Annotated in this window: 15 protein-coding genes, 1 pseudogene and 1 riboswitch; of the genes and pseudogenes, 12 read left to right on the forward strand and 4 right to left on the reverse strand. The window is 70.0% G+C overall.

Translation table 11 applies throughout. The annotated features are described in order from the left end of the window. Window positions 1-104 precede the first annotated feature (104 nt). The 8 genes and pseudogenes from shc (at window position 105) to ACGFYN_RS29680 (ending at window position 9,149) form a co-directional block, all read left to right on the forward strand. Window positions 105-2,108: a squalene--hopene cyclase gene (gene shc / locus ACGFYN_RS29645; RefSeq protein ID WP_393868951.1), complete on the forward strand. Its 2,004-nt coding sequence runs from the start codon at window positions 105-107 to the stop codon at window positions 2,106-2,108. Then, window positions 2,105-2,746: a 1-hydroxy-2-methyl-2-butenyl 4-diphosphate reductase gene (locus ACGFYN_RS29650; RefSeq protein ID WP_393868952.1), complete on the forward strand. Its 642-nt coding sequence runs from the start codon at window positions 2,105-2,107 to the stop codon at window positions 2,744-2,746. The genes shc and ACGFYN_RS29650 overlap by 4 nt, the downstream gene beginning before the upstream one ends. A gap of 5 nt (window positions 2,747-2,751) precedes the next feature. Continuing rightward, complete coding sequence (gene hpnH / locus ACGFYN_RS29655; protein WP_393868953.1) at window positions 2,752-3,774, forward strand: adenosyl-hopene transferase HpnH; 1,023 nt, start codon at window positions 2,752-2,754, stop codon at window positions 3,772-3,774. Between the two features lie 4 nt (window positions 3,775-3,778). Continuing rightward, complete coding sequence (gene ispG / locus ACGFYN_RS29660) at window positions 3,779-4,954, forward strand: flavodoxin-dependent (E)-4-hydroxy-3-methylbut-2-enyl-diphosphate synthase (protein WP_393868954.1); 1,176 nt, start codon at window positions 3,779-3,781, stop codon at window positions 4,952-4,954. A 31-nt stretch (window positions 4,955-4,985) separates the two neighbouring features. Beyond that, the gene (dxs, locus tag ACGFYN_RS29665) at window positions 4,986-6,917 is read left to right on the forward strand and encodes a 1-deoxy-D-xylulose-5-phosphate synthase (RefSeq protein ID WP_393868955.1); all 1,932 of its coding nucleotides are present in this window, start codon (window positions 4,986-4,988) and stop codon (window positions 6,915-6,917) included. Next, entirely contained in the window at window positions 6,914-8,299 is a 1,386-nt protein-coding gene (locus ACGFYN_RS29670) for an aspartate aminotransferase family protein (RefSeq protein ID WP_393868956.1), read from the forward strand. The genes dxs and ACGFYN_RS29670 overlap by 4 nt, the downstream gene beginning before the upstream one ends. 81 nt (window positions 8,300-8,380) lie before the next feature. Beyond that, a pseudogene (locus ACGFYN_RS29675) lies at window positions 8,381-9,027 on the forward strand (helix-turn-helix domain-containing protein). Further along, entirely contained in the window at window positions 9,024-9,149 is a 126-nt protein-coding gene (locus tag ACGFYN_RS29680) for a DUF6126 family protein (RefSeq protein ID WP_016431350.1), read from the forward strand. The pseudogene ACGFYN_RS29675 and the gene ACGFYN_RS29680 overlap by 4 nt, the downstream one beginning before the upstream one ends. A 62-nt stretch (window positions 9,150-9,211) precedes the next feature. Here the strand turns inward: ACGFYN_RS29680 and ACGFYN_RS29685 are convergent, their stop codons facing one another. Beyond that, complete coding sequence (locus ACGFYN_RS29685; RefSeq protein ID WP_393868957.1) at window positions 9,212-10,009, reverse strand: tyrosine-protein phosphatase; 798 nt, start codon at window positions 10,007-10,009, stop codon at window positions 9,212-9,214. 171 nt (window positions 10,010-10,180) lie between these two features. Between ACGFYN_RS29685 and ACGFYN_RS29690 the strand changes: the two genes are divergently transcribed. From ACGFYN_RS29690 to ACGFYN_RS29700, 3 genes are all read left to right on the forward strand, one after another. Next, window positions 10,181-12,259 carry an alpha-galactosidase gene (locus tag ACGFYN_RS29690; protein WP_393868958.1) on the forward strand — a complete coding sequence of 693 codons (2,079 nt, stop codon included), beginning with the start codon at window positions 10,181-10,183 and terminating at the stop codon, window positions 12,257-12,259. Window positions 12,260-12,536: 277 nt separating this feature from the next. Then, window positions 12,537-12,721, forward strand: a riboswitch (cyclic di-AMP (ydaO/yuaA leader). A 4-nt stretch (window positions 12,722-12,725) separates the two neighbouring features. After that, window positions 12,726-13,661 carry a peptidoglycan DD-metalloendopeptidase family protein gene (locus tag ACGFYN_RS29695; protein ID WP_393868959.1) on the forward strand — a complete coding sequence of 312 codons (936 nt, stop codon included), beginning with the start codon at window positions 12,726-12,728 and terminating at the stop codon, window positions 13,659-13,661. A gap of 269 nt (window positions 13,662-13,930) precedes the next feature. After that, window positions 13,931-14,716, forward strand: coding sequence for an SGNH/GDSL hydrolase family protein (locus tag ACGFYN_RS29700; RefSeq protein WP_393869092.1), 786 nt, complete (start codon window positions 13,931-13,933; stop codon window positions 14,714-14,716). A gap of 50 nt (window positions 14,717-14,766) precedes the next feature. Here ACGFYN_RS29700 and ACGFYN_RS29705 read toward each other — a convergent pair whose 3' ends face one another. Together ACGFYN_RS29705 and ACGFYN_RS29710 are read right to left on the reverse strand one after the other, a co-directional pair. Beyond that, window positions 14,767-15,387, reverse strand: a complete 621-nt coding sequence (locus ACGFYN_RS29705) for a TetR/AcrR family transcriptional regulator (RefSeq protein ID WP_393868960.1) — start codon at window positions 15,385-15,387, stop codon at window positions 14,767-14,769. A 45-nt stretch (window positions 15,388-15,432) separates the two neighbouring features. After that, window positions 15,433-15,723 (reverse strand): hypothetical protein, encoded by a 291-nt coding sequence (locus ACGFYN_RS29710; RefSeq protein WP_393868961.1) that lies wholly within the window; start codon window positions 15,721-15,723, stop codon window positions 15,433-15,435. Window positions 15,724-15,854: 131 nt separating this feature from the next. On the opposite strand from ACGFYN_RS29710, the gene ACGFYN_RS29715 reads away from it, so the two are divergent. Further along, window positions 15,855-17,408 (forward strand): APC family permease, encoded by a 1,554-nt coding sequence (locus ACGFYN_RS29715; protein WP_393868962.1) that lies wholly within the window; start codon window positions 15,855-15,857, stop codon window positions 17,406-17,408. Window positions 17,409-17,427: 19 nt separating this feature from the next. Here ACGFYN_RS29715 and ACGFYN_RS29720 read toward each other — a convergent pair whose 3' ends face one another. Beyond that, the gene (locus ACGFYN_RS29720) at window positions 17,428-17,847 is read right to left on the reverse strand and encodes a hypothetical protein (protein WP_393868963.1); all 420 of its coding nucleotides are present in this window, start codon (window positions 17,845-17,847) and stop codon (window positions 17,428-17,430) included. Window positions 17,848-17,898 lie beyond the last annotated feature (51 nt).

The raw sequence follows: 17,898 nt of genomic DNA on the forward strand, positions 1-17,898 counted from the left end.
AGTCCTCGCGTAGTCGCCGGCCGGTGCCTGCGAAAAGGTTTCAGTCACCGGCCGACGGCGGACCCACAGCAGCACGACTTGCACGACTGCACGAAGGGGAAGCCATGACAGCGACGACCGACGGAAGCGCCGGGGCCCTCCCGCCCCGGCCTGCCTCGGCCAGCGACACCGCCAGTACGAGCCCCGCCGCGGCCGGGGTACACGACATCGCCGTACGCGCCACACAACGCGCCACCGACTTCCTGCTCTCGACGCAGGACGCGGAGGGCTGGTGGAAGGGCGACCTCGAGACCAACGTGACCATGGACGCCGAGGACCTGCTCCTGCGCCAGTTCCTGGGCATCCTGGACGAGGCCACCGCGAGTGCCGCCGCCCTCTTCGTCCGCGGCGAGCAGCGCGAGGACGGCACCTGGGCCAGCTTCTACGGCGGGCCGGGCGAACTGTCCACCACCATCGAGGCCTACGTCGCCCTGCGCCTGGCCGGCGACACACCGGACGCCCCGCACATGGCCAGGGCCTCGGCGTGGATCCGCGAGCAGGGCGGCATCGCGGCCGCCCGCGTCTTCACCCGGATCTGGCTCGCCCTGTTCGGCTGGTGGAAGTGGGAGGACCTGCCCGAACTCCCGCCGGAACTCATCTACTTCCCCAAGTGGATGCCGCTGAACATCTACGACTTCGGCTGCTGGGCCCGGCAGACGATCGTGCCGCTCACGATCGTCTCCGCCAAGCGGCCGGTGCGGCCCGCGCCCTTCCCGCTGGACGAGCTGCACACCGACGCGAGCAGCCCCAATCCGGCCAAGCCCTTTGCCCCGGTGGCGAGTTGGGACGGCGCCTTCCAGCGCCTGGACAAGATGCTGCACCAGGCGCGCAAGGTCGTGCCGCGCCGGCTGCGCAAGGCGGCCATGAACTCCGCCGCCCGCTGGATCATCGAGCGGCAGGAGAACGACGGCTGCTGGGGCGGCATCCAGCCGCCGGCCGTGTACTCCGTCATCGCCCTGTACCTGCTGGGCTACGACCTCGAACACCCGGTCATGCGCGAGGGGTTGGCCTCCCTGGACCGGTTCGCCGTATGGCGCGAGGACGGGTCCCGGATGATCGAGGCCTGCCAGTCGCCGGTGTGGGACACCTGCCTCGCCACCATCGCGCTCGCCGACGCGGGCGTGCCCGCCGAGCATCCGCAGCTCGTCAGAGCGGCGGACTGGATGCTGGGCGAGGAGATCGTGCGGCCGGGCGACTGGGCCGTCAAGCGGCCCCAACTGCCGCCCGGCGGCTGGGCGTTCGAATTCCACAACGACAACTACCCCGACATCGACGACACCGCCGAGGTGGCTCTCGCGCTGCGCCGGGTCAGGCACCACGACCCGGAGCGGGTGGAGAGGGCGATCGGGCGCGCGGTGCGCTGGAACCTCGGCATGCAGTCGAAGAACGGTGCCTGGGGCGCCTTCGACGTCGACAACACCAGCCCCTTCCCCAACCGGCTGCCGTTCTGCGACTTCGGCGAGGTCATCGACCCGCCGTCCGCGGACGTCACCGCGCACGTGGTGGAGATGCTGGCCGTCGAGGGCCTCTCGCACGACCCGCGCACCCGGCGCGGCATCGAGTGGCTGCTGGCCGAACAGGAGCCGGACGGCTCGTGGTTCGGGCGCTGGGGCGTCAACTACGTCTACGGCACCGGTTCCGTCGTACCCGCACTCACGGCGGCGGGCCTGCCCGGCTCGCACCCGGCGATCCGGCGGGCCGTGTCCTGGCTGGAGAAGGTGCAGAACGACGACGGCGGCTGGGGCGAGGACCTGCGCTCCTACAAGTACGTCAAGGAGTGGAGCGGCCGAGGCGCCTCGACCGCCTCGCAGACCGCGTGGGCGCTGATGGCGCTGCTGGCGGCCGGCGAGAAGGACTCCAAGGCCGTCGAGCGGGGCATCGAGTGGCTGGCGGCCACCCAGCGCGAGGACGGCTCCTGGGACGAGCCGTACTTCACCGGGACCGGCTTCCCCTGGGACTTCTCCATCAACTACCACCTCTACCGGCAGGTCTTCCCGCTGACCGCACTCGGCCGGTACGTGCACGGCGAGCCACGTGTCGTGGCCGCCGCCGGCAAGGGGGGTCGATGAGCGCACAGCCCGCCCCGGCCCCGCTGCTGATCGCCTGCGCGCTCGGTATCGAGCACCTCGCCCTGCGCACGAGCGACCGCAGTGGGTCCGGTGGGCCGGTCACCGTTCTACGGACCGGCATGGGCCCCAAGGCGGCCGAGCAGGCGGTCGCCCGCCGGCTGGCCGAGCCGGCCCTGCGCGAGGCCGCCGTGCTCGCCACGGGCTTCTGCGCCGGGCTCGCGCCCGGGATGCACCCCGGTGATCTGATCGTCGCCGAGGAGACCCGCGATCCGGACGGAACCGTTCGGTGCGTGGGGACCGACCGACTCGTCAAGGAGCTCGCGCGGGCGGTGCCCGGACGGACCGTGCACACCGGCCCCCTCGCCGGCTCCGACCATGTCGTTCGCGGTCACGAACGATCCGATCTGCTCACGACCGGCGCAATCGCGGTCGACATGGAATCCGCGGCGACGCTTCTGAGCGCCGTCCGCACCGGCGAGCGCCCGGTTGCGGCCGTACGGGTGGTCGTGGACGCTCCAGAACATGAACTCGTCCGGATCGGCACGGTGCGCGGTGGAATATCAGCTTTCCGCGTACTCCGTGCCGTTCTTCCGGCTTTTTTCGAATGGCACCGTTCTTTGTTGCTCCCTCGGAGGTGAGCCAGATGGCCATGCCGCTGCGCCAGTCCATCAAGGTCGCTACGTACTTGGCTGAACAGAAGCTTCGCAAGCGGGACAAGTTCCCGCTGATCGTGGAGCTGGAACCTCTCTTCGCATGCAACCTGAAGTGCGAGGGCTGCGGCAAGATCCAGCACCCGGCGGGCGTGCTCAAGCAGCGCATGCCGGTCGCCCAGGCGGTCGGCGCGGTGCTGGAGTCCGGTGCGCCGATGGTGTCCATCGCGGGCGGCGAGCCCCTGATGCACCCCCAGATCGACGAGATCGTGCGGCAGCTGGTGGCCAAGCGGAAGTACGTCTTCCTGTGCACCAACGCCATGCTGCTGCGCAAGAAGATGGACAAGTTCAAGCCGTCCCCGTACTTCGCCTTCGCCGTGCACATCGACGGACTGCGTGAGCGGCACGACGAGTCCGTGGCCAAGGAGGGCGTGTTCGACGAGGCCGTGGAGGCGATCAAGGAGGCCAAGCGGCGCGGCTTCCGGGTCACCACCAACTCGACCTTCTTCAACACCGACACCCCGCAGACCATCATCGAGGTGCTCAACTTCCTCAACGACGACCTCAAGGTCGACGAGATGATGATCTCGCCCGCCTACGCCTACGAGAAGGCACCCGACCAGGAGCACTTCCTGGGCGTGGAGCAGACCCGCGAGCTGTTCAAGAAGGCCTTCGCGGGCGGCAACCGCAAGAAGTGGCGCCTCAACCACTCGCCGCTTTTCCTGGACTTCCTCGAGGGCAAGGTCGACTTCCCGTGCACCGCGTGGGCGATCCCGAACTACTCCCTCTTCGGCTGGCAGCGCCCCTGCTACCTGATGAGCGACGGGTACGTGCCCACCTACCGCGAGCTCATCGAGGACACCGACTGGGACAAGTACGGCCGCGGCAAGGACCCGCGCTGCGCCAACTGCATGGCGCACTGCGGCTACGAGCCCACCGCCGTCCTGGCCACCATGGGGTCGCTGAAGGAGTCCCTGCGCGCCATGCGCGAGACGGTGTCCGGGAACCGGGAGTGACGTCGTGACCACCATCGCCCTGGGTGTTCCCGACATGCCGGCCCGGCCGATCGCCGAGCGGCGTGCGTCGCGGCAGATCCATGTCGGGCCGGTCCCGGTCGGGGGCGGCGCCCCGGTCTCGGTGCAGTCGATGACGACGACCCGTACCTCCGACATCGGCGCCACCCTGCAGCAGATCGCCGAACTCACCGCCTCCGGCTGCCAGATCATCCGCGTCGCCTGCCCCACGCAGGACGACGCGGACGCGCTGGCCACCATCGCCCGCAAGTCGCAGATCCCGGTGATCGCCGACATCCACTTCCAGCCGAAGTACGTGTTCGCGGCCATCGAGGCCGGGTGCGCGGCGGTGCGGGTGAACCCCGGCAACATCAAGAAGTTCGACGACCAGATCAAGGAGATCGCGCGGGCCGCGAAGGACCACGGCACACCGATCCGCATCGGCGTCAACGCGGGCTCCCTCGACAAGCGGCTGCTGGAGAAGTACGGCCGCGCGACACCGGAGGCGCTCGTCGAATCGGCGCTGTGGGAAGCGTCGTTGTTCGAGGAGCACGACTTCCGCGACATCAAGATCTCGGTCAAGCACAACGACCCGGTCGTGATGATCGAGGCGTACAGGCAACTCGCCGCCCAGTGCGACTACCCGCTGCACCTCGGCGTGACGGAGGCCGGCCCCGCCTTCCAGGGCACCATCAAGTCGGCCGTCGCCTTCGGGGCGCTGCTCGCACAGGGCATCGGCGACACCATCCGGGTCTCGCTGAGCGCGCCGCCGGCCGAGGAGGTCAAGGTCGGCATCCAGATCCTGGAGTCCCTGGGCCTCAGGCAGCGCCGGTTGGAGATCGTCTCATGTCCGTCCTGCGGGCGGGCGCAGGTGGACGTCTACAAGCTCGCCGACGAGGTCACGGCGGGACTGGACGGCATGGAAGTGCCGTTGCGGGTGGCCGTCATGGGCTGTGTGGTCAACGGTCCCGGCGAGGCACGGGAGGCGGATCTGGGGGTCGCCTCCGGCAACGGCAAGGGTCAGATCTTCGTGAAGGGCGAGGTCATCAAGACCGTACCCGAGTCGAAGATCGTGGAGACCCTGATCGAGGAGGCGATGAAGATCGCCGAGCAGATGGAGCAGGACGGGGCCGCATCGGGCGCCCCCACCGTCACGGGGAAACCGGCAGTGACTGTGAGTTGAAGCAAGGCACGGACCGAGAGGGGGCCCGAGCGTGACGATTCTGGAGAACATCCGGGGACCACGCGACCTGAAGGCGCTGGCCGAGGCGGAACTCGGCGCACTGTCCGAGGAGATCCGGGAGTTCCTGGTGCAGGCAGTCGCCAGGACCGGCGGACATCTCGGGCCCAATCTGGGGGTGGTGGAACTCTCCATCGCACTCCACCGGGTCTTCGAGTCGCCCGTCGACCGCATCGTCTGGGACACCGGCCATCAGAGCTACGTACACAAGATCCTGACGGGCCGTCAGGATTTCTCCAAGCTGCGCGGCAAGGGCGGCCTGTCCGGCTACCCCTCGCGTGAGGAGTCCGAGCACGACATCGTCGAGAACAGCCACGCCTCCACGGCGCTCGGCTGGGCCGACGGCCTGGCCAAGGCCCGCCAGGTGCAGGGGGAGAAGGGGCACGTGGTCGCCGTCATCGGCGACGGCGCCCTGACCGGCGGCATGGCCTGGGAGGCACTGAACAACATCGCGGCCGCCAAGGACCGGCCACTGATCATCGTCGTCAACGACAACGAGCGCTCCTACTCGCCCACCATCGGCGGCCTCGCCAACCACCTGGCCACCCTGCGCACCACCGACGGCTACGAGAAGGTCCTCGCCTGGGGCAAGGACGTCCTGCAGCGCACCCCCGTCGTCGGAGGCACCATCTACGAATCCCTGCACGGCGCCAAGAAGGGCTTCAAGGACGCCTTCGCCCCGCAGGGCATGTTCGAGGACCTGGGCCTGAAGTACGTGGGCCCGATCGACGGCCACGACATCGGCGCCGTCGAATCCGCACTCCGGCGTGCGAAACGCTTCCACGGTCCGGTCCTCATCCACTGCCTCACGGAGAAGGGCCGCGGCTACGAGCCCGCCCTCGCCCACGAGGAGGACCACTTCCACACCGTCGGCGTCATGGACCCGCTCACCTGCGAGCCCCTCGCCCCGTCCGGCCCCTCCTGGACCTCGGTGTTCCGTGACGAGATCGCCGCCATCGGCGCGGAGCGCGAGGACGTCGTCGCCATCACGGCGGCCATGCTGCACCCGGTCGGACTCGGGAAGTTCGCCGAACGCTTCCCCGACCGCGTCTGGGACGTCGGCATCGCCGAACAGCACGCCGCCGTCTCCGCGGCCGGCCTCGCCACCGGCGGCCTGCACCCGGTCGTCGCCGTCTACGCCACCTTCCTCAACCGCGCCTTCGACCAGCTTCTGATGGACGTCGCCCTGCACCGCTGCGGCGTCACGTTCGTCCTGGACCGGGCCGGCGTCACCGGAGCCGACGGACCCTCCCACAACGGCATGTGGGACATGTCCATCCTCCAGGTCGTCCCCGGCCTGAGAATCGCCGCCCCGCGCGACGCCGACCAGCTGCGCGCCCAGCTCCGCGAGGCCGTCGCCGTCGACGACGCCCCCACCCTGGTCCGCTTCCCGAAGGAGAACGTCGGACCGCAGATCCCGGCGATCGACCGGCTGGGCGGCCTGGACGTCCTGCACCGCGGCGCGGGCACACCCGACGTGCTGCTCGTCGCCGTCGGCGTGATGGCGCCGGTCTGCCTGCAGGCCGCCGACCTGCTGGAGGCCCGCGGGATCTCCTGCACCGTCGTCGACCCCCGCTGGGTCAAGCCCGTCGACCCCGCCCTGCCCGGCCTCGCCGCCGAACACCGCATGGTGGCCGTCGTCGAGGACAACGGCCGCGCCTCCGGAGTCGGCGCGGCGGTGGCCCTCGCACTCGGCGACGCCGAGGTCGACGTCCCCGTACGCCGCTTCGGCATCCCCGAACAGTTCCTCGCCCACGCCAAACGCGGCGAGGTCCTCGCCGACATCGGCCTCACCCCCGTCGAGGTGGCCGGCCGGATCAGCGCGAGCCTCGCCGTCAAGGAGGCGGAGAACACCCTGGCCGTCGGGCGGCAGCCGGACGCCACCCTCAAGGAGAAGGCTGAATGACCAAGGAGTTCGACCTCGGCGCTCTCCTGGCCGAGCGCGGAGCCGAGCGCTACGAGCTGCACGGCAGATACCTCAACCCGCAGCTCCCGCGCATGCTGCACACCATCGGCTTCGACAAGGTCTACGAGCGCGCCGAGGGCGCCCACTTCTGGGACGTGGACGGCAACGACTACCTGGACATGCTCGCCGGGTTCGGGGTGATGGGCCTGGGCCGCCACCACCCGGTCGTCCGCAAGGCACTGCACGACGTCCTCGACGCCCAGCTCGCCGACCTCACCCGCTTCGACTGCCAGCCGCTGCCCGGGCTGCTGGCCGAGAAGCTGCTCACGCACAGCCCGCACCTGGACCGCGTCTTCTTCGGCAACAGCGGCACCGAGGCGGTGGAGACGGCGCTGAAGTTCGCCCGCTACGCCACCGGCAGGCCCCGGGTCCTGTACTGCGACCACGCATTCCACGGCCTGACCACCGGCTCCCTGTCGGTCAACGGAGAGGACGGTTTCCGCGACGGCTTCGCCCCGCTGCTGCCCGACACCGCCGTACCCCTCGGTGATCTTGACGCTCTGGCGCGGGAGTTGAAGCGGGGCGACGTCGCCGCGCTGATCGTCGAGCCGATCCAGGGCAAGGGCGTGCACGCGGCCCCGCCCGGCTATCTGCGCGCCGCCCAGGAACTCCTGCACAAGCACAAGGCGCTGCTGATCGCGGACGAGGTGCAGACGGGCCTCGGCCGGACCGGCGACTTCTACGCCTACCAGCACGAGGAGGGCGTCGAGCCGGACCTGGTGTGCGTGGCCAAGGCGCTGTCCGGCGGCTATGTCCCGGTGTCGGCCACGCTCGGCAAGGACTGGATCTTCAAGAAGGTCTACTCGTCGATGGACCGGGTCCTCGTCCACTCGGCGAGCTTCGGGGCCAACGCCCAGGCCATGGCGGCCGGCCTCGCGGTGCTGTCGGTCATGGAGGACGAGCAGATCGTCGCCAACGCGCGCGCGACCGGCGAGCAGCTGAAGTCCCGGCTGTCGGCGCTGACCGGCAAGTACGAGCTGCTCGCCGACGTCCGTGGCCGGGGCCTGATGATCGGCATCGAGTTCGGCCGGCCCAAGTCGCTCAAGCTGCGCAGCCGCTGGACGATGCTGCAGGCCGCGCGCAAGGGCCTGTTCGCTCAGATGGTCGTGGTGCCGCTGCTGCAGCGCCACCGCATTCTGACCCAGGTCTCCGGTGATCACCTTGAGGTGATCAAGCTGATCCCGCCGCTGGTCGTCGGAGAGGCCGAGGTCGACCGCTTCGTCGACGCCTTCACGGCGGTCATGGACGACGCCCACAGCGGTGGCACCCTGATGTGGGACTTCGGCAAGACACTGATGAAGCAGGCGGTGGCCAACCGGTAGCGCCGCAGCGCCGATGCTAAGGCTTTTGCCTCTGAGGCAAGAAATTTGCCGCAGAGGCAAAGCTGCGGCTGAATGGAGAGCATGAGCTCTCCCGAGACCGAGCCTGAACCCGCCCCGCCGGGCGGCGACCCGGCCGGGCCGGAGGAAGTCCTGCCTGCCGTCGCACCCCAGCTCCGCGCGCTGCGCCGCCGGGCCTCCCTCACCCTGGAAGCCGCGGCCCGCACGGCCGGGCTGTCGCCGGCCCATCTCTCCCGGCTGGAGACCGGGCAGCGCCAGCCTTCGCTGCCGGTACTGCTCGCCCTCGCCCGCATCTACGGTACGACGGTCTCGGACCTGCTGGGAGAGACGGTCGCGGAGCGGGACGCCGTCGTGCGCGCGGGCGACATGGAGCCGACCGCCGCGGGCGGCTGGACCTACTGGCAGGCCGGTGCCTCCGGCCGCGGGATGCAGGCCCTGCGCGTGCATGTGCCGCACGGCTCGCAGGGCGACATCGTGCGTGTGCACCCCGGTGAGGAGTGGCTGTACGTCCTCAAGGGGCGGTTGCGTCTGCGTCTGGGGGACGCCACCCATCTGCTGGGCCCCGGTGACAGCGCGCACTTCGATCGCTGACGCCGCACCGGATCGCCGCCCAGGATCCCGACGGCGTCGAGCTCCTGTTCGTCCACACCTTGCTGCAGAGTCCCACGGCCACGTTGTGCCTGGGCCCGATCACCGGAGACATGCCATGAGCAACAGCAACATGGAGGAGAAGTTCCCCCGCGCCCTGTGGGTGCGCCTGATCATCTACATCGCGGTGGGGCACCTCTTCGCGGCCTTCATCTACCTGCTGTTCGAGATCGGTGCGAAGTAGGGCACTACGGCGTGAGGTAGGGCGCCACAGGGGAGGGGCCCGTCCGCGAAGGGCGGCCCGGCTCAGTCCAGCAGGCGCTCGCGCAGGCTCGCGCGCAGCTCCGGAGTGAGACCGAGTCCCTGCTCCAGGTAGGTGTCGACGTCGCCCCAGGTCTGCTCGATCGTCTCGAAGGCCGCCGCCAGATACTCGGCGCGGGCCTCGAACAGGGGGCTGAGCAGCTCCATCACCTCGGGCGCGTAGCCCGCGCCGGAGGAGCTGCTGCGGTGCACCTTGTAGCGGCGGTGCTTGGCGTTGGACTCCAGGTAGTCCGTGACGATGGCCTCGCGCTCGACGCCCAGGGCGAGCAGCGTCACGGCGATGGACAGACCCGCGCGGTCCTTGCCGGCGGCGCAGTGCATCAGCGCGGGCACGCTGTCCCCGGCGAGCGAGCGCAGCACGCGTGCGTGCTCGGTGGTGCGCTCCTTGATGATCGTGCGGTAGGAGGAGATCATCCGGCCGGCGGCCTGGCCGTCGCCGAGGATGCCGCGCAGCTGCTCGATCTCTCCGTCACGGACCATCTGCCAGAACTCGGCGCCGTCGGCCGGGTCGGTCAGCGGCAGGTTCACATTGAGGACACCCGGCAGCTCGACGTCCGGGCCCTCCAGCTTCTGGTCCGCCGCGTTACGGAAGTCGAAGATCGTGTGCAGGCCCAGGGAGGACAGGAAGGCGGCGTCCTCGTCGGTCGCGTGGGCGAGGTGGCCGCTGCGGAACAGCACTCCGCGCCGCACCCGCCGTCCGTCCGTGGTCGGGAGCCCGCCGACGTCACGGAAATTGCGGACACCGGCGAGCTCGGGTTCGGTCGACGGAATCTGCTGCGTCACGGGTGCTCCTCCCACTCCACCCGAACGGCGCGACTCGTCGACGGGCGCTCAGTCGACCATACGACATGGATTCCTGAGGCAATGAGTTGTCCACAGGCGTTGCGACCAGGCCTCACCGCCCTTGATGATGTTGGCAATTGAGCGCACCTGTTCGGATGTGTGGGGGCTGGAATGCTGGAGATCGCCGACAACGGCCGTACGTGGCTCCTGAGCGGGCCGGCGAGCAGTTACGCCGTGCACCTCACCGAGGACGACGAGCTGCTGCATCTGCACTGGGGCCCGAGGATCACGCTCGCCGACGCCGAGGCCCTCGCCGTGCGCCCGCTGCCCGACTACTGGCCCTTCGAGTCCCCGCTCGACGGACGCGAGGAGTACCCGGTCGAGGGCGGCCCCCGCTTCGTGCGTCCCGCCCTGTCGGTCCGCACCGAGGAGCGGCGCGGAACGGAGTGGCACTTCGAGGCCCACGACTCCGAGCCCGGCGCCGACGGCGGGCTGCGGCTGCGCTTCCGCGACGGCGGGCTGACGATCACGCTGCACTACCGGATCCGGCACGACGTCGTGGAGCGCTGGGTGAGCCTCGGCAACGAGGGGCCCGCGCTGGAGCTGCTGCGGGCCGATGCGGCGACCTGGACCCTTCCCGAGCGTGTGGGCTGGCGGCTGTCACAGCTGCATGGGCGCTGGGCCGCCGAGTCCCGGCCGGCCGCCTCGCCCCTCACCTACGGCGAGAAGGTCGTCGGCAGCCGCCGCGGCCACACCGGGCACCAGCATCTGCCCTGGGTCGCCCTCGACACCGATGCGACCGAGGAGCACGGCGAGGTCTACGGCTGCGCGCTCGGCTGGTCCGGCTCCTGGCGGATAGCCGTGGCACAGCTGCCGGACGCGCGCGTGCAGATCACCGGCGGTGCCGGGCACGACGACTCCGGACTGCTGCGTCTGGAGTCGGGACAGTCGTACACGACACCTGTCTTCGCCGGCCTGTGGAGCGACGGCGGCTTCGGGGGTGCGAGCCGCGCCTGGCACGCCTACCAGCGCGCGTACGTGATCCCGCACGCGGACCGGGACCGGCCGGTGCTGTTCAACTCCTGGGAGGCCACGGAGTTCGACATCTCCGAGGAGCAGCAGTCCGCCCTCGCCCGGCGGGCCGCCGCGATCGGCGTCGAGCTGTTCGTCGTCGACGACGGCTGGTTCGGCAGACGCACCAGCGACCGGGCCGGACTCGGCGACTGGACGCCCAACCCCGACCGCTTCCCGAAGGGGCTGAAGCCCCTGGCGGATCATGTGCACTCCCTCGGCATGCAGTTCGGCATCTGGGTCGAGCCCGAGATGGTCAACCCGGACAGCGACCTGTACCGCGAGCACCCCGACTGGGTCCAGTTCCAAGCGGGACGAAAGAGGACGGAACTGCGCAATCAGCTCGTACTGAACCTGGCCCGCGAGGACGTCCAGGACTATCTGTGGCAGCAGCTCGACACGCTGCTCTCCAGTGCCCCGATCGACTACGTGAAGTGGGACTTCAACCGCGCCTTCACCGATGCGGGCTGGCCCGGCGAGCCCTATCCGCAGCGGCTGTGGACCGACCATGTCCACGCCCTGTACGCGCTGTTGGACCGGCTGCGCGCGGCCCACCCCGGTGTCGCCTTCGAGTCGTGCTCGGGCGGCGGCGGCCGCATCGACCTCGGGATCATGAGCCGCACGGACCAGGTGTGGACGTCCGACAACACCGACCCGCTCGACCGGCTCGCCATCCAGCACGGCTTCAGCCAGATCCACCCCGCGCGCGTGATGGCCGCCTGGGTGACCGACAGTCCCAACACCCAGCTCAACGGCCGAGTGAGCTCGCTGCGCTTCCGCTTCGTCAGCTCCATGGCCGGCGTGCTCGGCGTCGGCGGCGACCTCACCCGCTGGAGCGAGGAGGAGCTGGCCGAGGCGGGGGAGTGGGTCGCCCTCTACAAGGAGATCCGCCCTCTGGTGCAGCACGGCGACCTGTACCGGCTGCGGCCGCCGACGGGCGGGCTGAGCGCGGTGCAGTACGTGCGCGGGGACGAGGCGGTCGTCCTCGCCTGGCTCCAGGCGCAGAGCTACGGCGAGCCCGTGCCCGCGCTGCGGCTGAAGGGTCTCGACCCGGCAGCCTCGTACGAATGCCCTGAAACGGGCGAAATCCATAGAGGTGCCGTACTTCTGCATCACGGATTGCGCACCGGCCTGCGAGGCGATCTCGACGCGGCGGTCTTCCGGCTGCGCCGCATGTGAGCGTTGTGTCCGTATTGGGGCATTGGTGTAACTCGCTCCGGAATAAGGCCTCCTGGCGGGAAGGCGCGTGAGGAGCGTCATATCCGTGACCGAACGTGGTCCGTCATGTTCACGTAATTCACGTGCTTCACAAGGGAATTCGACGGGAAGACGCTCCCGTAATCCACGCAGGGTCACCACTATTTCCCATTAAGGATCAACAGAAACGCTTTCACAGGGAACCGTCACTTGTCCCTTTGCGTCTTCGTCGCTTACGTTCGCCACCGATCCGGACGGACGCCCAATCCTGCCGCTGCCCGGTGCCCGCACAACTCACCCGTGAACGGCAGGAACGGGGGACCCACAGGTATGACCGCCTGTTCCGGTTCCCGGAACGGCTTGGGGTAAAGCCGCGTCAAACGCGCGGCCGGGCATCTCCAGTCCGCACCCGACAGCTCACCTCGTAGGCGCCGGAGAGGAATTCGTCATGCCCGCGAAGGGTAAGCACCGCCGTCCGAAGTCCCTGCGCTTCACCCGCACCATCGCCGTAGCCGGAACCGGTGGCGCCGCGCTCGCGCTCCCGCTGATGGGTGCCACCGGCGCCCACGCCGCCACTGCGGACTCCGTTTCCCAGTCGGTTTCGCAAAAGGCCGTCCAGTCCCTTCCGGGTGCCGAGAAGAAGGCCACCGAGAAGAAGAGTGCCGTGAATCACAACGGCGTTCGGACCTATTCGGTACGGTCCGGCGACTATCTCTCGAAGATCGCCGATGAGCAGCACGTGGCCGGTGGCTGGAAGAAGGTCTACTCGGACAACCGCCAGGCCGTCGGCGACGACCCGTCGCTGATCCACCCGGGCCTGAAGCTCACGCTCGGCAAGAAGGCCGCTCCGGACGCCACCAAGTCCTCGGCCGCCCCGAAGGCCTCGGCCAAGAAGCCAGCCGTCAAGAAGTCGGCCGTCAAGAAGTCGACGGTGAAGAAGACCACCGCGACGCAGGCCTCCGAGACCACCGGCAGCGGCTTCACCCTCCCGGTGAACAGCTCCGCCATCGGCACCGGCTACAAGGTGGCCGGCAGCATGTGGTCCAGCGGCTACCACACCGGCGTCGACTTCGTCGTCCCGACCGGCACCACCGTCAAGGCGGTCGGCACCGGCACGGTCGTCTCCGCCGGCTGGGGCGGTGCGTACGGCAACCAGGTCATCATCAAGCTGGCCGACGGCCACTACGCGCAGTACGGCCACCTGTCCCAGATATCCGTCTCGGCCGGCCAGGCCGTGACCGCGGGACAGCAGCTCGGCCTCTCCGGCGCGACCGGCAACGTGACCGGCCCGCACCTGCACTTCGAGATCCGCACCACGCCGAACTACGGCTCCGACGTGGACCCGGTCTCCTACCTCCGCTCGAAGGGCGTCACCGTCGGCTGACCCCCCGGCGGCAACCTGCCTGACACGCCACCGAAGGCCGGACCCTCGATCCCCGGGTCCGGCCTTCGGTATGTCCGCGCACAGGTGCGGCAGTTGAGACGGCAACAGCGCCGGCCAGGTGGTTATTCCGAGCTTGGCGAACACTTTAGAAGTGTCTTATCTCACCGCCCGTCAAGCCCTTCTGACGCTTTCTTACGGTCGCGTAGGTCACATTCGAAGGTGGATCATCGGTCGATGTGGCAGACGATTCGAAGAGTGACAGCAGAGCAGTGATCGGGTCGTACGTTGCGGTGGGGGACAGCTTCACCGAGGGCGTCGGCGACCCCGGCCCCGACGGGGCGTTCGTCGGCTGGGCCGACCGTTTCGCGGTGCTCCTCGCGGACCGCCGACCCGAGGGCGACTTCGGCTACACGAACCTGGCGGTGCGCGGGAAACTGCTCGACCAGATCGTGGCGGACCAGGTGCCCCAGGCGATCGCCCTGAAGCCGGAACTGATCTCCTTCTGCGCGGGCGGCAACGACATCATCCGGCCCGGCACCGACCCCGACGAGGTCGCCGAGCGCTTCGAGCGGGCCGTCGTCCGGCTCACCGACGTCGCCGGCACCGTCATGGTGACGACCGGGTTCGACACCCGGGGCGTCCCCGTGCTCAAGCACCTGCGCGGCAAGATCGCCACCTACAACGGCCATGTCCGGGCCATCGCGGACCGCTACGGCTGTCCGGTGCTCGACCTGTGGTCCCTCAAGACCGTGCAGGATCGCCGGGCCTGGGACGGCGACCGGCTCCACCTCTCGCCCGAGGGGCACACGCGCGTGGCGCTGCGGGCCGGGCAGGTCCTCGGCCTTCAGGTGCCGGCCGACCCGGACCAGCCCTGGCCGCCGCTCCCGCACCGCGGCGCCCTGGAGATCCGCCGGGACGACGTGCACTGGGCGCGCGAGTACCTGGTGCCCTGGATCGGCCGCCGGCTGCGCGGCGAGTCCTCCGGGGACCACGTCACGGCCAAGGGGACGCTGTCGCCGAACGACATCAAGATGCGGATCTCCAAGGTGGCTTGAGGCCGCGGAGGCCGACCAGGGTGACCTGAGCCCCCGCCCCGGGCGGGGGCTCAGCGCTCGGAGGCCGTCAACGCCTTCCGCTCCAGGCCCAGTTCGCGCGCCAGGGCCTCGTCCACCCACTCCTGCGCCCGCGCGCGGGAGATCGCACCGGCGTACGACGTCATCTGCACGGCGAGCCCGTCGAGCAGGGCCGTCAGGCGCAGGGCCGCGCCGTGCGGGTCCGGGCAGCGGAACTCGTCGGCGGCCACGCCCTCGGCGATCACCTCGGCGAGCGCCGCCTTCCACTGCTTGTCGAGATCGCGCGTGACGTCCTGCAGCGCTGTCTCGCGCAGCGCCGCCGCCCAGCCCTCGATCCACAGCCGCCAGCCCTTGGCCTGGCCCGTCGGCGCGTACCAGCGCACCGCCGAGCGCAGTCGCCGCAGGGCCGTCGTACGGCGGCCGAGCAGCTTGCGCAGATGGGCGAGGTCGTCCTCGGCCGCGAACGTGAACGCGGCGGCGACCAGCTTCTCCTTCGTCGAGAAGTGGTACAGCACCAGGGCGTTGCTCACGCCGAGAGCGGAGGCCACGTCGGCGATCCTGACCGCCGCCACGCCCCGCGCCTCGATCTGCTCGATGGCTGCCCGCAGCAGTTCCTCACGCCGCTCGGCCACGCTCAACCGCACTCTCGCCACGCGGTCACCCTATTCCGTTGCCGCGTGCGGTGCCGGGCCAGGCCGTCACTTGGCGAGTTCCACCGGGTACAGATCGGTCCGTGCGACCGCCGCGTCGCGCTCGGCGGCCAGCGCGGTGCGGCGTGCGTCGGCCATGTAGCCGTCGTAGCCGGCCTGCGAGGCGAACTCGATGAGCTGGATCTCGTCCGGCCGGCCGTCGGCCCCGTCGGCCCGGGCGCGCTGCACCAGCCGGCCGTCGTGCTCGCCCAGCAGGGCCAGCACCCTGTCCTCGTAGGCGGCCAGAGCCTTTGCGGCACCCGGCCGCGACCACAGCAGAACGCACAGTTGAACGGTCATGACGCCCGACCCTACCGACGCCGGGCGCCGCCGCCCCAGACGACCTCTTGACACCCCCGCGCGGCCGGGGCCACACTCCCGCACTACTGACTGCTCATTCAGTCAGTAGTCGTCGTGAGTAGGAGTCCGCCGTGACCCAGACACCGACCACATCCGGCCCCCGGCAGGGCCCCGAGAGTCCGGACCTCTCCGCGGGCTGGGGTGAGCAGCGCACCCTGCTCCGCAAGGATCTGCGCCGCCTCGACGTCCTGTTCTTCCTCATCTGCACGCTCGTCGGCCTCGACACCATCGGCTCGGTCGCCGCCCAGGGCCCGCAGGGTCTGACCTGGATGGCGATCCTGGCGGTCGCCTTCTTCCTGCCGTACGGACTGCTGGTCGCCGAACTGGGCGCCGCCTTCCCCGTCCAGGGCGGCCCCTACGTGTGGACCAGGCTCGCCTTCGGCCGGCTCACCGCGGGCGTCAACCAGTTCCTGTACTGGATCTCCAACCCGGTCTGGGTGGGCGGCAGTCTGTGCATCATCGCGCTGACGACCTGGGAGGAGTTCTTCACCCCGCTGCCCGGCGGCTGGAAGTACGCGGCCGGCCTCGCCTTCATCTGGGGCGGCGCGCTCGCGGTGGTGCAGTCGGTGCGGATCGGCAAGTGGGTGCCGATCGCCGGCGCCGTCGCCCGCATCGTGCTGCTCGGCTTCTTCCTCGTCTCGGTGGTGATCTACGCGGCCCGCAACGGCGTCCACGCCCTGCCCGCCGGCGAATTCACGCCCACCTACGCCGGCTTCGTCGCCCTCGTCCCCGTCCTGATCTTCAACTACGTCGGCTTCGAACTGCCCAGCTCGGCCGCCGAGGAGATGCGCAACCCGCGCCGCGACATCCCGCTGGCCATCTTCCGCTCCGGCCTGGCCTCCCTGCTCCTGTACGGCGGCCCGATCCTCGGCATCCTCTTCGTGCTGCCGGGCGACCGCATCGGCAGCCTCGGCGGGTTCATCGACGCCTGCAAGGCCGTCTTCACCGTCTACGGCGGGTCGATCGCGGCCGACGGCACCGTCACGCTCACCGGCTTCGGCTCCGTGTGCGGCGGCATCGCGGCGGCCGGGCTCGTCGTCGGCCTGCTCACCTCGGGCGTCACCTGGGCGATGGGCGCCCACCGCGCCCAGGCGGTGGCCTGCGCGGACGGCGCGGGACCCGCCTGGCTCGGCCGCATCTCCGAGAAGCACGGCACACCGGTCCGCGTGAACCTCCTCTCCGCCGTCCTCGCCTCCGCCCTGTTCGTCATCGCCCTCAACCTCACCGGCGGCGACGGCGAGAAGTACTTCGCGGCCGGCCTCGGCCTGACCATCTGCACGACGTTCATCTCCTACGTCGTCACCTTCCCGAGTCTCGCGGTACTGCGCCGTAAGTACCCGGACGTGCCCCGCCCGTACGCCGTTCCGGGCGGACGGGCCGGGGCACGTCTGGTGAGCGGGCTCGCCACCGCGTTCGTGGCCTTCACCGTGATCGTGCTGATCTGGCCGGGCTTCGGGGTCGGCTGGTTCGGTACGGCGGGGGATCCGGCGGACTCCCTGCCGGCGTCCTTCGCCGGGGAGCGGCTGCAGTACACGCTCAGCCAGGTCGTGCCTCTGGTGCTGTTCGTGGGCATCGGGCTGGTCTGTTACGCACTGGGGGCCCGGACCCGGCGGGAGAAGGGGTAGCGGGAGACGGCGCAGAAGGTCAGTCCGGGAACTGGTAGTCGAAACGGATGCGGCCGGTCTCGTCCAGGACGAGGAAGTCCCGGCCGCCTCCGGTCACTTGGCCCTCCTCCTGATGGAACGCCTCCCAGCGGAACGTGATCACGTCCCGCAGCTGCCGGGCCGCCTCCTGGACCCGGAAGACGTAGGTGCCCGGCCCCACGAAGTCCTCGTACGCGCGCGTCACGCGCGCGTGCAGCTCGTCATGGCCCCTGGCCTCCAGGGCGGCGCTGGTGAAGCCGAGGCCCACCGCCTGCTCGTGCATCTGCTGCGGCGGCAGGAGGATGTGTTCTCCGTCCTCCGCCCACAGGTCGTGCACGGTCTTGCGGCGGGTCTCCGGGTCGGGTTCGTTCCACAGGGCGATGTAGCGGTCGGCGAGATCCTGTGCGTCGATGGCGGGCATGCCTGCTCCTCGTGCGGGGGTGAGCTGTGTATGCCTTCGACTCTGCTCCGG

The sequence above is a fragment of the Streptomyces sp. NPDC048419 genome, from assembly GCF_043200415.1.
In the GTDB taxonomy this organism is placed as follows: domain Bacteria; phylum Actinomycetota; class Actinomycetes; order Streptomycetales; family Streptomycetaceae; genus Streptomyces.

What these genes read in the sequence shown, in the direction of transcription:
- hpnH (WP_393868953.1), top strand. Translation starts at nt 2,752, where the DNA reads ATGGCCATGCCGCTGCGCCAGTCCATCAAGGTCGCTACGTACTTGGCT.
- ACGFYN_RS29695 (WP_393868959.1), top strand. Translation starts at nt 12,726, where the DNA reads ATGCCCGCGAAGGGTAAGCACCGCCGTCCGAAGTCCCTGCGCTTCACC.
- shc (WP_393868951.1), top strand. Translation starts at nt 105, where the DNA reads ATGACAGCGACGACCGACGGAAGCGCCGGGGCCCTCCCGCCCCGGCCT.
- ACGFYN_RS29720 (WP_393868963.1), bottom strand. Translation starts at nt 17,847, where the DNA reads ATGCCCGCCATCGACGCACAGGATCTCGCCGACCGCTACATCGCCCTG.
- ACGFYN_RS29650 (WP_393868952.1), top strand. Translation starts at nt 2,105, where the DNA reads ATGAGCGCACAGCCCGCCCCGGCCCCGCTGCTGATCGCCTGCGCGCTC.
- ACGFYN_RS29690 (WP_393868958.1), top strand. Translation starts at nt 10,181, where the DNA reads ATGCTGGAGATCGCCGACAACGGCCGTACGTGGCTCCTGAGCGGGCCG.
- ACGFYN_RS29710 (WP_393868961.1), bottom strand. Translation starts at nt 15,723, where the DNA reads ATGACCGTTCAACTGTGCGTTCTGCTGTGGTCGCGGCCGGGTGCCGCA.
- ACGFYN_RS29680 (WP_016431350.1), top strand. Translation starts at nt 9,024, where the DNA reads ATGAGCAACAGCAACATGGAGGAGAAGTTCCCCCGCGCCCTGTGGGTG.
- ACGFYN_RS29670 (WP_393868956.1), top strand. Translation starts at nt 6,914, where the DNA reads ATGACCAAGGAGTTCGACCTCGGCGCTCTCCTGGCCGAGCGCGGAGCC.